At 74.0% G+C, this 13,090-nt stretch carries 9 protein-coding genes and 1 pseudogene; all 10 read left to right on the top strand.

Going from position 1 to position 13,090, the window contains the following annotated elements; genetic code table 11:
* Positions 1-904, top strand: a pseudogene (locus ACEQ2X_RS19895) (CpaE family protein); the annotation flags it as partial.
* Positions 901-2,232, top strand: coding sequence for a CpaF family protein (locus ACEQ2X_RS19900; protein WP_370327613.1), 1,332 nt, complete (start codon positions 901-903; stop codon positions 2,230-2,232). The pseudogene ACEQ2X_RS19895 and the gene ACEQ2X_RS19900, both read left to right, overlap by 4 nt.
* The gene (locus ACEQ2X_RS19905) at positions 2,229-3,107 is read left to right on the top strand and encodes a type II secretion system F family protein (protein ID WP_370327614.1); all 879 of its coding nucleotides are present in this window, start codon (positions 2,229-2,231) and stop codon (positions 3,105-3,107) included. Before ACEQ2X_RS19900 ends, ACEQ2X_RS19905 begins: the two co-directional genes overlap by 4 nt.
* A complete protein-coding gene (locus ACEQ2X_RS19910) occupies positions 3,104-4,021 on the top strand; it encodes a type II secretion system F family protein (RefSeq protein ID WP_370327615.1) in 918 nt (305 codons plus the stop codon). Before ACEQ2X_RS19905 ends, ACEQ2X_RS19910 begins: the two co-directional genes overlap by 4 nt.
* Before the next feature lie 822 nt (positions 4,022-4,843).
* The gene (locus ACEQ2X_RS19915) at positions 4,844-5,062 is read left to right on the top strand and encodes a hypothetical protein (RefSeq protein ID WP_370327616.1); all 219 of its coding nucleotides are present in this window, start codon (positions 4,844-4,846) and stop codon (positions 5,060-5,062) included.
* A 132-nt stretch (positions 5,063-5,194) separates the two neighbouring features.
* The gene (locus ACEQ2X_RS19920; protein WP_370327617.1) at positions 5,195-5,587 is read left to right on the top strand and encodes a PGPGW domain-containing protein; all 393 of its coding nucleotides are present in this window, start codon (positions 5,195-5,197) and stop codon (positions 5,585-5,587) included.
* A gap of 246 nt (positions 5,588-5,833) precedes the next feature.
* Positions 5,834-6,256, top strand: a complete 423-nt coding sequence (locus ACEQ2X_RS19925) for a Fur family transcriptional regulator (protein ID WP_370327618.1) — start codon at positions 5,834-5,836, stop codon at positions 6,254-6,256.
* Positions 6,257-6,305: 49 nt separating this feature from the next.
* Complete coding sequence (gene katG / locus ACEQ2X_RS19930; protein ID WP_370327619.1) at positions 6,306-8,513, top strand: catalase/peroxidase HPI; 2,208 nt, start codon at positions 6,306-6,308, stop codon at positions 8,511-8,513.
* Positions 8,514-8,554: 41 nt separating this feature from the next.
* A complete protein-coding gene (locus ACEQ2X_RS19935; protein ID WP_370327621.1) occupies positions 8,555-10,243 on the top strand; it encodes a DEAD/DEAH box helicase in 1,689 nt (562 codons plus the stop codon).
* Between the two features lie 151 nt (positions 10,244-10,394).
* Positions 10,395-12,947 (top strand): rifamycin-inactivating phosphotransferase, encoded by a 2,553-nt coding sequence (gene rph, locus ACEQ2X_RS19940; RefSeq protein ID WP_370327622.1) that lies wholly within the window; start codon positions 10,395-10,397, stop codon positions 12,945-12,947.
* Positions 12,948-13,090 lie beyond the last annotated feature (143 nt).

Consider the following 13,090-nt stretch of genomic DNA (forward strand, 5'->3'; position numbering starts at 1 on the left):
CCCCCCCGGCGCCGCCGCGCTGCTGGCCGCGGACGTCGAGGTCGACGAGCTCCTCGCGCGGGTCCAGGCGCTGGCGGTCGCCCGCCCCGAGGACCGCATCGCGGCCGCACCGCCGACCGAGCCGGTCGGGGTCCGGCCCGGCCGGGTCGTGGGCGTGGCCGGGCCCGTCGGTGGTGCCGGGGTCACCGAGCTCGCCCTCGAGGTCGCGGCCCAGCTCGCCGCCGCCGGCCGTCCGACGGTGCTCGTCGACGCCGACGAGCTGTCGCCCAGCCTGGCCCAGCGCCTCGGCCTGCCGGTCCACCCGAACCTCCACACCGCGGTCCGGGCGGTCGCGCGGTCCGCCCCCGTCGACGGCTGCCTGCACCCCCTGGCGTCCCGCCACGCGCTGTCGGTGCTGCCGGGCATGGCGACCGCCGACGACTGGCACACCGTCCGCGCCGACGACGTGGTCCACCTCCTCGGGCGGCTCCGGAGCACCGGCCACACCGTCGTCGTGGACCTCGGCCACTGCCTGCCGCGCGCCGAGGGCCCGACCGGCATGCGCTTCGGCCACGGCCGTGCCCTCGCTGCCCACTGCAGCGACCTGGTCGTGGCGGCGACCCCGACCCCCACGGTCCTGGCGCGCACCATCGACCTGGTCGCCGAGCTGACCGCCGCCCCCGGCGCGCCGCGGGCTGCCCGCTGCCGGCTGCACGTGGTGCTGAACCGCACCGGCACCGACCGGTACGTCACGGCGGAGTCCGTCGGCGAGCTGCGACGGGCGGTCGGGGCCAGCACCGTGCATGTGATCGGGGAGGACCCCCGCGTGCCCCGTGCCGCCTGGCAGGGCGCCCGCGTGGGCCGCGGCCGCTTCCGGCGGCAGGTGCGCGACCTGGTCGAGGCGGCGGGGTGGACCCGGTCGTGAGCGCCGCGCCGTCCACGGTCTACGAGCGGCTCCGCCAGGAGGTCCTCGTCCGGCTGGACGCCGAGCGGATCGATCCCGCCACGAACCCCGAGCGGGTGCGGACCCTGGTCGCCCGGACCGTCGCCGAGTACCAGCAGAGCGCCGAAGCCGGTGGCGACGTCCGACTGCGCGACACCCGGGAGATGGCCGAGCGGCTGCTCGCCGCGGTCACCGCCTACGGGCCCCTGACCGACGTGCTCACCCGCCCCGAGGTCGAGGAGGTGTTCATCGAGGGGGCTCGAGTCACCTACCTCGACCGCGGCGGCCGGCTCCACGGCCTGGCCGCGCCGACCACGGAGGAGGAGAACCGGGCCGTCGTCGACCGGCTGCTCGCCCCGACGACCCGGGCGCTCGACACCCGCAACCCGCTGGTGCAGGCCCGGGTGATGGACGGCGCGGCGCGGCTGTCCGCCGCCATCCCGCCGGTCGCGGAGAGCCTGTCAGCCACCATCCGCCGGCACAGCCGCCGGCGCCACAGCCTGGGCAGCCTGGTCGAGGGCGGGTCCCTCAGCGGGCCGGCCGCCGCCCTGCTCCGCACGGTGGTGCAGGGGTGGAGCAGCATCCTGATCAGCGGACAGCCGGGCGCGGGCAAGACATCGCTCCTCACGGCGCTGGTCGCCGCCGCCCCGCCCGGTCGCTGCATCCGGGTGTGCGAGGAGATCCGCGAGCTCACCGTCCCCCTCACCCACGGGTCGTACTACGAGACCCGCCCGCCGTCGTCCAGCGGCGAGTCGGCGATCACCCTGCGGGACCTGGTGCGGTTCTGCCTCGGCATGCGGGTCGAGCTGCTCGTGGTCGGGGAGGTGCGTGGGCCCGAGGCGTTCGAGCTGACGAGGGCGATCAACGCCGGGTGCGGGTTCGCCTGCACGGTCCACGCGAACTCTGGGCAGGACGCCCTCGAGGCGCTGGTCAACGCCGCGATCATGGCCGGGGAGCAGGTGCCCGAGGCGATGGTGCGCAAGGTCTTCGCCTCGGCCATCGACCTCGTCGTGCACGTGGACCTGGTCGACCGTGGGGACGGGGTCGCCCGCCGGGAGGTCCGCGAGATCGTCGCGGTCATGCCGAACGTCGGCGACGTCTTCGCGACCGAGCCGCTGTTCACGCGACCGGACGGGCCGGGGACGCCGCTCGAGTGGACCGGCGTGCTGCCTACGTCCATCGCCCGGTTCGAGCGTCACCTGCCGGCCGGCACCACGCTCCGGTCGGTGCTGGCCGGCGACCGCGACCACGCGGCCGAGGCCGGCTGGGACGCCGACGCACCGGTCGACGCCGGGGTGTCGCGGCCGTGATCGCCGTGGCGGTCGTCTCGACGGCGCTGTTCGCGGGTCTCGCGGTCGCGGGTGCCGCGGGCCAGCTCCCGCAGCTCGCCCGGGCTCGTGCCCCGCGCGGGCCGGGCCGGCTGGCCCGCCTGATCGTCCGGGCCGGTGTGGACGCCACCCCGCCGCAGGTCGTGGCAGTCAGCGCGCTGGCCGCGGTCGTGATCGCGATCGCCGTCGCCGCGACCACCCCCGTCGTCGTCCTGGCCGCCGTGCCCGCCGCCCTGGCGGGCGCCGCACCGACCGCGCTGCTGCGACGCCGGGCGCGCAGCCGGATCGCGGCGATCCGCCAGGCCTGGCCGGACGCCCTCGCGATGATCAGCGGGACGGTGCGCGGCGGTCGGCCCCTCAGCCACGCCCTCATCGACGTGTCCCTCTCCGGGCCGCCCGCGCTGCGCGACCCGCTGTCCGGGCTGGCGGCGCGGATCCAGACCGTCGGGTTGGTCCCGGCCCTCCAAGCGGTGCGGGACGCGGTCGCCGAGCCGGTCACCGACCGCGTGGTCGAGGTGCTGGTCCTGGCGCACACCGAGGGCGGCAGGATCGCCATCGAGGTCGTGGACGACCTCGCGGTCGCGGTGGCCGACGAGGTCGCCGCGGTGGAGGAGACCGAGACGCTGGCCCTCGAGGGCAAGCTCAACGCCCGCGTGGTGTTCGCGCTCCCCTGGATCGTGCTGGTCCTGCTGACGGCCGGCGCCGGACCGTTCCAGGACTTCTACACGTCCCCGGCCGGCGCGGCGGTCATCGGGATCGGCGCGGTGCTCAGCCTGAGCGGCATCGCGGTCGCCACCGCGCTGTCGTCGGTGCCGGAGCAGCCACGGGTCCTCGTCCGCGGCGGGGAGCAGCCGTGACCGGCCCGCTGACGGCCGTCGCGGTCGTCGCGACCGGGGTGTTCGTGGTGGCCGCCGCCGTCGTGGTGCACCCGCCCCGGCGGCGGCTCGCCGGACGGGTGCGGCCGTACGCCGCCGCGGCGCTGTCCCGATTGGGGCGGCCGGTCGGTGACATCCCGGTCCTCCGGCCGAGCGCGACCGGTCCGGGCGTGCGGGGTCGACTGGTCGCCGCGCTGCACGGCGGCGCAGACGACCCCCTCTTGCGGGCGCGGCTGGCCCAGTCCGGCCGCTACGACGTGCCGGCCGCCCACCTGATCGGCGAGCACCGCTACCGCCAGGTGCTCGCGGGGCTCCTCGGCGGCGGGCTCGCCATCGGCGTCGCACTGGTCGCGTCGTGGCCCACCGGCGGTGCGCTGGCGTTCGGCGTGCTCGGTGTCGTCGCCGGCGCCATGCGCCCCACCGCGGAGGTGGACCGCGCGATCGAGCGGCGTCGCCAGCGCCTGCGGGCGGAGATCCCGCCGCTGTGCCAGCTCATCGCCGTGCGCCTGCGCGCGAACGGATCGGTGGTGACCGCGCTGTCGGAGACCCTCGCCGGAACCCGCGGGGTCCTGACCGACGAGCTGGCCGACGCGCTGGCCCAGCACCGCGCCGGACGACCGCTCGACGAGGCCCTCGACGCGGTCGCCATGGCGACCCCCGAGCCGGAGGCCGCACGGGTCCACCGCCTGCTGTCGGGTGCGATCCGCCACGGCCTGGACGCCGCACCCGAGCTGCTCCGGCTGTCCCGCGACACCCGCGCGGGTGCGCTGACCCGGTTGCGCCGGGACGCCACCCGCCGACGCGCCGCCCTGCTGGTCCCCACCGTCGGGATCCTCGCGCCGCTCATGCTCCTCTTCATCGCCGCGCCCCTGCCGGGTCTGATCCTGGGCCGGTAGCGGCGACCAGTGTCGGCTGTCCGGAGAAGGCAAGAACAACTAGCAAACAGCGCTATGCGCTAGTGAAGGACTAGTAGGACAGCGAGGTCGCTAGGCTGCCTTGAGCTGCGTTAACACGGTGAGCAGCTCTCTCTGCAATCTGCCGACTGACGCGGTCTTGAGTCGCGGGGCGGGCCTGTCCGATCTGAAATGGCACGGACAGCGCGTTCGACCTGATTGGGATGACGTAGGGAACGCGAGGTAGGTGCCCGAGGCGGTGGGTCCGCAGGGTCTTCACCCGTTGGGCGTCCCACCGGGTGGTGGAAGTAGGGGTCGGGTTCACGGGACGGTGATGGCCCCGTGTGATCGTTCGTGAGGTCTTCCTACGGGTCTCCCGACAGGAGGCCGCACGGTTGTGAGCGGCCATGCCAACCTCCGGGTAGGCGGTCAGGCACTTCTGGTCTGATGGCCATCTGATCTCCGGGCCGGCGGCCATGTGGAGGCCGTCGAGGTTCCGCTGGCGATCTCCTCCGGCGGGGTCGGCTTGGTGCGCGTGGCCATGTGAAAGTCCCCGTTGATGGCCCGCAGATTCCAGCCGTCGTGGCTACACGACCTGATCCCGGAGACTAGCGAAGAGGGCTGCGGGGGTCTGCCAGTCGAGGGTCTTGCGTGGCCGGTGGTTGACTTCGTCAGCGACTCGTTGCAGGTCCTCGACGGTGTGGACGCCCAGGTCGGTGCTCTTCCGGAAGTAGTCGCGGAGCAAGCCGTTGGTCGTCCGTATGGCTGCCAGGCTGGTTGGGGTGCATATGGCCGGACCGAGATCTCGTGGTCGCTAAGGCCGACATGTCCACAGCGTGCCTGGCGTCCACCGCGATCCTGCTCGCCGAGGCCGTCGCCGACCTCGACGGGTTCGACCGCGACCTCACCGCGGTGACCTTCCAGCGCGTCCAGGCCGACGTGTTCGCCGTCGTCACCGACACCGTCGAACAGGTGACCGGCCGGCCGGCCCGCACCCTCGCGGCGTTCCTCGAGGATGCCGGGGACATCCTGGGGACCAGCTGATCGTCACAGCGGACCCCGTGACGCCGCGGGCCCAGGTACTCCCGGGCGAGTACACGCCGCCTCCGACGGGCGGATGTCCCCGCCGGCGGCCGCCGCCATCGTGATGGACACCGACGAGTCAGGAGCGTGTCCATGTCCTCCCACCAAGATCAGCTCGTGGTCGTGGCCGCCAGACGACGCCACACGATCCCCGCACGGCTCACCGCCATGTGGCAGCGGCTCGCTGCCGGACGTCGGCCCACGCGGCGGCCCGGAGATCCGGGTGCCGGTCGACGGTTGGCCCGGGTGGCCCGCCGGGGGCTGGTCACGGTGGCGGGGGCGCTGGTGGTCCTGGCGGGCGCGGTGATGCTCGTGACGCCCGGACCGGGGCTGGTGACGATCGCCGCCGGCCTGGCGATCCTCGCCACCGAGTACGACTGGGCACGACGCGCGCTGGACCACTGCAAGCGCCGCTCGATGGCGGCGTACACCCAGACGAGGGCGCGCATCCGCGGCCGGCTCCAGCAGCGCCGGGACGGCCGCTGACCAGCCCGCCGGGACCAGCTCGGCCCAGGATCGCGCCGATCTTCGCCGTCAGGCGAAGGAGGCCCCGATCGCGCCGAGCGTCGCCGCTGGCCCCGCCCAGGATCGCGCCGATCTTCGCCGTCAGGCGAAGGAGGCCCCGATCGCGCCCAACGTCGCCGCCGGCCCCGCGCCCGACGTCGCCACTGGCCCCGCCCACGGCCCCGCCACTTCTTGACACTGTCCAAAGTTTGTCCCACACTGGACGACGTGCTCAGCGACCCGACGGCGTCCCTCCGCGAGCACGGCCTGCACGTGACCGCCCAGCGGCTGGCCGTGCTCCGCGCGGTGACCTCGAGCCCGCACATCACGGCCCAGGGGGTGGCTGAGGCGGTGCGCGAGCAGATCGGGGCGATCTCCCGGCAGTCGGTGTACGACACGCTCGCGGTGCTGACCGACACCGGCCTGATCCGGCGCATCCAGCCCGCCGGATCACCCACGCGCTACGAGGGCCGCGTCGGCGACAACCACCACCACCTGGTGTGCCGCCGCTGCGACCGCGTCGTCGACGTGGACTGCGCACCGGGCGAACCCCCGTGCATCACGCCAGCGGACGACCACGACTTCGCCCTCGACGAGGCCGAGGTCGTGTTCTGGGGCGTCTGCCCCGACTGCCGCGCCCTCGCCGCCTGAGCCCAGCCAGACCGTCCCGACACCGACCATCGACCACACGGAGACTGCGATGACCGACTCCAAGCCGTCCGCCAAGTCCGAGTGGGGCTCCCTCACCTCGGGTGAGTTCCAGTCCAACGAGAAGTGGTGGCCGAACGCGCTGAACCTGCGCGTCCTCCACCAGAACCACCCCGACTCCACCCCGCTCGGCGTCGACTTCGACTACCGCGCGAACCTGGCGGACGTCGACATCGACGAACTGACCCGCGACGTCGACGCGCTGATGACCGACTCCCAGTCCTGGTGGCCGGCCGACTGGGGTCACTACGGACCGTTCTTCATCCGGATGTCCTGGCACGCCGCCGGCACCTACCGGGTCGTCGACGGCCGCGGCGGTGGTGGGACCGGCGCCCAGCGCTACGCCCCCCTCAACTCCTGGCCCGACAACGGCAACCTCGACAAGGCCCGCCGCCTGCTCCTGCCGATCAAGCAGAAGTACGGCAAGGCCATCTCCTGGGCCGACCTGTTCGTCTTCGCCGGCAACCGGGCCCTCGAGACCATGGGCTTCCGGACCACCGGGTTCGCGTTCGGCCGCAACGACATCTGGGCGCCCGAGGACGACATCTACTGGGGTCCGGAGAACGAGTGGCTCGCCGAGCACGACGAGCGCTACACCGGCAGCTTCGAGGACGGCAGCCGCACCCTCGACAACCCCCTCGCCGCGGTCCAGATGGGCCTGATCTACGTCAACCCCGAGGGCCCCAACGGGATCCCGGACGCGGCCAAGTCCGCCCAGGACATCCGCGAGACGTTCACCCGGATGGCGATGAACGACACCGAGACCGTCGCCCTGCTGATCGGCGGCCACACCTTCGGGAAGATGCACGGCGCCTCGAAGCCGGAGTTCCACGGCCCCGAGCCGGAGTCCGCTGGGTTCGCCGATCAGGGCCTCGGCTGGACCAACTCCCACGAGACCGGGTTCGGCGAGTACACCCTCACCTCCGGCCTCGAGGGTGCCTGGACCCCCACCCCCATCCAGTGGGACAACACCTACCTGGAGACCCTCTTCAGCCACGAGTGGGAGCTCGTCGAGTCCCCCGCTGGCGCCAAGCAGTGGGAGCCGCGTGAGGTGAAGGAGGGCTTCATGGTCCCCGACGCCCACGTCGAGGGGCGGATGAACAAGCCGGTCATGTCGACCGCCGACCTGGCCCTGCTCGCCGATGACACCTTCCTGGACATCGCCAAGCGGTTCCGCGAGAACCCCGACCAGCTGGCTGACGCGTTCGCGAAGGCCTGGTTCAAGCTGCTGCACCGCGACATGGGGCCGGCGATCCGCTACCGGGGCCCGCAGGTGCCCGACGAGACCTGGCTGTGGCAGGACAACGTGCCGTTCCAGGAGGGCGAGCTGATCGGCGACGCCGAGATCGCCGAGCTGAAGTCGACGATCCTCGACAGCGGCCTCACCACCGCCCAGCTGATCTCCACCGCGTGGGCGTCGGCTTCGACCTACCGCCGCACCGACTACCGCGGGGGCGCCAACGGCGCGCGGATCCGCCTGGCCCCGATGAACAGCTGGGACGTCAACGTCCAGTCCGGCGTCGGCACGGTCATCGCGAAGTTGGAGGAGATCCAGCAGGCGTTCAACCAGGAGGGCGGTCCGCAGGTCTCCCTCGCCGACCTGATCGTGCTGGGCGGCACCGCCGCGGTGGAAGCCGCCGCGAAGGCCGCCGGCCACGACGTCACCGTGCCGTTCACCCCCGGTCGCACCGACGCCTCGCAGGACGAGACCGACGTCGACTCCTTCCAGTGGCTCGAGCCGAACGCCGACGGGTTCCGGAACTACGTGAAGAAGTTCGGCGCAGTGCCGACCGAGCACCTGCTCATCGACAAGGCGTTCATGCTGAACCTCACCGCGCCCGAGATGACCGCCCTCCTCGGCGGCATGCGGGTCCTCGGCGGCAACGTCGGCGACGAGGGCTACGGCGTGTTCACCGACCGGGTCGGCCAGCTGACGAACGACTTCTTCGTCAACCTCGTCGACATGGGCACGAAGTGGGCGGCCACCGACGAGTCCGAGGACACCTTCACCGGCGTCGACCGCGAGACCGGCGAGGAGCGCTGGACGGCGACCCGCGTCGACCTCGTCTTCGGGGCCAACAGCCAGCTCCGCGCCATCGCCGAGGAGTACGCCGCCGCCGGCGGTGAGGACCTCATGATCGAGGCGTTCGTCCGCGGTTGGGTCAAGGTCATGGAGAACGACCGCTTCGACCTCGAGTAGCCGCTCGGGCAGACCGCAGGCCGACGGGCAGACTCGGTGGGATGACCGATCCCACCGGGTCTGCCCCGACCTTCGCCGACCTCGGCCTGCACCCGTCGCTCCTCGCGGTCCTCGACGACCTGGGCTACGAGGAGCCGACCGGCATCCAGGCCGAGGCCATCCCCGCCCTGCTGGCGGGGTCAGACCTGCTCGGCCAGGCGGCGACCGGCACCGGCAAGACCGCCGCCTTCAGCCTGCCGCTGCTGCAGCGTCTGGCGGAGGGGACGGGGCGGACTGCCCGCGGTCCGCTCGGGTTGGTCCTCGCGCCCACGCGTGAGCTCGCCATGCAGGTCGCCGAGGCGATCCACACCTACGGGCAGGGCATCGGGGTGCGGGTGCTGCCGGTGTACGGCGGCCAGCCGATCGTCCGGCAGCTGAAGGCCCTCGACCGGGGCGTCGACGTCGTGGTCGCGACGCCTGGCCGGGCGCTCGACCACATCGCCCGCGGGTCCCTCGACCTCTCCGGCGTGGACGTCGTCGTGCTCGACGAGGCCGACGAGATGCTCGACATGGGCTTCGTCGAGGACATCGACGCGATCCTCGCCGACGTGCGCGACGACGCGCAGACGATGCTGTTCAGCGCGACGATGCCCCGGCGGATCGCGACGCTCGCCGCGGACCACCTGACCGACCCGGTGCGCGTGACGGTGCGGGGCGACAGCCCGGCTGGCGGCGAGAACCCGCAGATCCGCGAGGTCGTCTACGTCGTCCCGCGCCACCACAAGGTCGCAGCGCTGGCCCGGATCCTCGACGTCGAGTCGCCGGACTCCGCCATCGTCTTCTGCCGCACGCGGGTGGAGGTCGACGAGCTGACCCGGGCCATGAACGCCCGCGGCTACCGGGCCGAGGCGCTGCACGGCGGCATCGACCAGCAGGGTCGCGACCGCGTGATGGGCCACCTGCGGGACGGGACGACCGAGCTGCTGGTCGCCACCGACGTCGCGGCCCGCGGGTTGGACGTCGACACCCTGACCCACGTCGTCAACCACTCGCTGCCCCAGAGCCCGGAGGGGTACGTCCACCGCATCGGTCGTGTGGGGCGAGCCGGCCGGACCGGCACCGCCATCACGCTGGTCGCGCCCCGCGAGCACCGGGCGCTCCGGGTCGTCGAGCGCCACACGGGGCGGACGATGGAGGTCGAGACCGTCCCCACCGTCGCCGACCTGCGCGCCCGCAGGCTCGGCCTGCTGACCGCGTCGGTCAGGGAGGCCGCGCTCGGAGACGACCTCGAGTCCTTCCGCGGGGTGGTGGAGGCGCTCGCCGAGGAGTTCGACCCGGTCCAGATCGCCCTCGCCGCGGTCAAGGTCGCCCACGACGAGACCGTGGGCGACGAGGAGGCGGAGGGCCCCGAGCGGCTGGACGCGTCCCTCGCCGACGACCGCGGGGGGCGCGCGCCCTCGGGGACCAAGAGCTCCGGCGGCGCCCGGGGATCCAAGGGCGGGCCCCCGCCGTCGCACGCGACCCGGCTGTGGGTGTCGCTCGGCCGGAACGCCGGCATGCGACCGAAGGACCTCGTCGGCGCGATCGCCGGCGAGACGTCGTTGACCGGCCGGGACGTCGGCGCGATCCACATCGCCCAGCGCTTCTCCCTCGTCGACGTGCCGGCTGAGTCCGCCGACGAGGTCATCGCCGCTCTGCGGGCCACCCGGATGCGGGGCACGAAGGCGACCGTGCGGCGCGACAAGACCTGACGCGGGCCCGACACCCCTCTCCCCACCGAAGAGGTTGCCACCCGACGGCGATGCGGACCAGTGGTCCGACGGCCGCCTGCGACCCCGGCCGCCGGGGCGGGCGCGCCCTACCGTCTCCACCCTGCGCAGGCCGAGGCGGAAGGGGTTGGCGATGGGTGCGTGCGACGCGGTCGCGGTGATTGACCTGCCGGCGGTCGGGCCGGCACACGAGGCGCTCGTCGGGCACAAGGCCGCGGCCCTCGGCGCGCTCACGCGCATCCCGGGGGTCCGCGTGCCGGCCGGCTTCTGCGTCACCACCGAGGCGTTCGACCGGGTCGTCGGTGACGTGGTCGCCGCGCGCGTCGACGCGCTGGCCGGGCTCGCGGCGGACGACGTGGCGGGGATCCGCTCGGCGTCGACGACCCTCCGCGACGCCGTCTCGGCCACCCCGATCCCCGATGACGTGGCTGGCGCGATCACCGCCGCGGTCGTCAGCCTCGGCCCCGACCGAGCCTACGCCGTCCGGTCCAGCGCGACCGCGGAGGACCTGCCGACCGCCTCGGCCGCCGGGCAGCAGGACAGCTACTTGGACGTCGTCGGCGCCGACGAGGTCCTCGCCCACGTCCGGCGGTGCTGGGCGTCGCTGTTCACCGACCGGGCGGTGGCGTACCGGCTGCGCGCCGGCATCGACCAGACGGCGGTCCGCATGGGCGTGGTCGTCCAGCACATGGTCCAGCCCCGGGCCGCCGGGGTGCTGTTCACCGCGGACCCGGTCACCGGCAACCGGACGGTCGCCACCGTCGAGGCCGTCGCCGGCCTCGGCGACGGCCTCGTGTCGGGGAGGGTGACGCCCGACACCTCCACCGTCACCACCGACGACGACGCCCGGGCGCGCGTCACCACCGCCACCGCGCCGGACGGACCGGGGACGCCGCTGCTCACCGAGGCCGAGGTCGTGGCGCTCGCCCACCTCGGCCGCCGCATCGCCGCCCACCTCGGGCACCCCCAGGACGTCGAGTGGTGCCTCGACGACGACGGGTTCCACGTCGTCCAGAGCCGCCCGATCACCACCCTGTTCCCCGTCCCGGACGCCGGGGACGACGAGCCGCACGTCTACGTCTCGGTCGGGCACCAGCAGATGATGACCGACCCGATGCGGCCCCTCGGCATCGCCGTGTGGCAGCTCACCAGCCCGGCGCCCATGCGGCACGCCGGCTGCCGGCTGTTCGTCGACGTCACCGCCGGGCTCGCGTCCCCGGCCACGAGAGATGCCCTGGTCGAGGGGCTCGGTCGGTCCGACCCGCTGATCGGCGACGCGCTGCGGACCGTGGTCGAGCGGGGCGACCTGCTACCCCCTCCCCGGGACGCGGCATCGGCCCCCGCGCCACCCGGCAGCTCGCCCACCGATCCGATCTCCACCGACCCCGCGATCGTGCCCGACCTCGTCGCCCGGGCCGCGGCGGCGACCGCCGCATCCGCGCGCGCCTTCGAGCCCCTGGAGGGCCCCGCGCTCGTCGACGCGCTGGTCGCCGACATCGCCGACCTGCGGCGCACCCTCGGTGCCCCGACCAGCCGCCAGGTCCTCATGGCCGGCATCGAGGCGGCCTGGTGGCTCGACGCGCACCTCGAGGAGTGGCTGGGCGAGCGCCACGCCGCCGACGTCCTCACCCAAGCCCTCCCCCACGACATCACCGCCGAGATGGGGCTGGCGCTGCTGGACGTCGCCGACGTCCTCCGCCCGCACCCGCGGGTGATCGCGTGCCTGGAGCAGGCCGGCGACGACGTCCTCGAGCAGCTGGGCGACGTCCCCGACGGCCATGCGGCCCGCGATGCGATCGTGGGCTTCCTCGACACCTACGGCGTCCGCTGCGTGGGGGAGATCGACATCTCCCGGCCCCGCTGGGCCGACCGCCCCGGGCAGATCGTGCCGCTGCTCCTCGCGCACGTCCGGACCGCCGAGCCGGGGGCGGCGGCCCGCCGCGTCGAGGAGGGCCGGCGTAGGGCGGCCGCGGCCGAGACCGACCTGCTGGCGCGGCTGCGGGAACTGCCCGACGGCCGGCGGAAGGCCGCCGAGACCGCCCGTGCCATCGAGCAGCTCCGCGCCTTCGGCGGGTACCGGGAGCACCCCAAGTTCGCCATGGTCAGCCGCTACGCGGTCTACCGCCGCGCCCTGGTCGCCGAGGCGGCCCGGCTCGCCACCGCCGGTGTGCTGGCCGACCCCGAGGACATCTGGTTCCTCACCGTCGACGAGCTGCGCGACGCCGTCGCCACCCATCGCGTCGACGATGCGCTGATCCACCGCCGCCGGGCGGAGTTCGACGCCGCCCACGCCCTGACCCCACCGCGCGTGCTCACCTCGGACGGCGAGGTCATCACCGGCCGCTACCGCCGCGACGGCGTGCCGGTGCGTGCGCTCACCGGCCTCGGCGTGTCGGCGGGGGTGGTGGAGGGGCGGGCCCGCGTCGTCGTCGACCTGGCCGACGCCGACCTCGGCCCTGGCGACATCCTCGTCACGGCCTTCACCGATCCCAGCTGGACGCCGACGTTCTTCACCGTCTCGGGCCTGGTGACCGAGGTCGGCGGCCTCATGACCCACGGCGCGGTCGTGGCCCGGGAGTTCGGGCTGCCCGCGGTCGTGGGGGTCGAGCAGGCCACCCGGCTGATCGCCGACGGGCAGCGGATCCGGGTGCACGGCGTGGACGGGTACGTCGAGCTGCTGGACTGACGCGCGGTGCGCTGACACGGCGAACGGCCCTCCCGTGTGGGAGGGCCGTGTCGGTCCTGGGGGCCGGACGCGGGGTCCGGCGGGGGGTCTGTTGCTAGACGGTCGCCAGCTCCTGCGGCGAGGACTCCGACTCCCGGGACACG

It is taken from the genome of Euzebya sp., from assembly GCF_964222135.1.
Taxonomy (GTDB): Bacteria; Actinomycetota; Nitriliruptoria; order Euzebyales; family Euzebyaceae; genus Euzebya.

Coding starts and splice junctions, on each gene's coding strand:
- ACEQ2X_RS19915 (WP_370327616.1), top strand. CDS start 4,844: ATGTCCACAGCGTGCCTGGCGTCCACCGCGATCCTGCTCGCCGAGGCC.
- ACEQ2X_RS19920 (WP_370327617.1), top strand. CDS start 5,195: ATGTCCTCCCACCAAGATCAGCTCGTGGTCGTGGCCGCCAGACGACGC.
- katG (WP_370327619.1), top strand. CDS start 6,306: ATGACCGACTCCAAGCCGTCCGCCAAGTCCGAGTGGGGCTCCCTCACC.
- ACEQ2X_RS19935 (WP_370327621.1), top strand. CDS start 8,555: ATGACCGATCCCACCGGGTCTGCCCCGACCTTCGCCGACCTCGGCCTG.
- rph (WP_370327622.1), top strand. CDS start 10,395: ATGGGTGCGTGCGACGCGGTCGCGGTGATTGACCTGCCGGCGGTCGGG.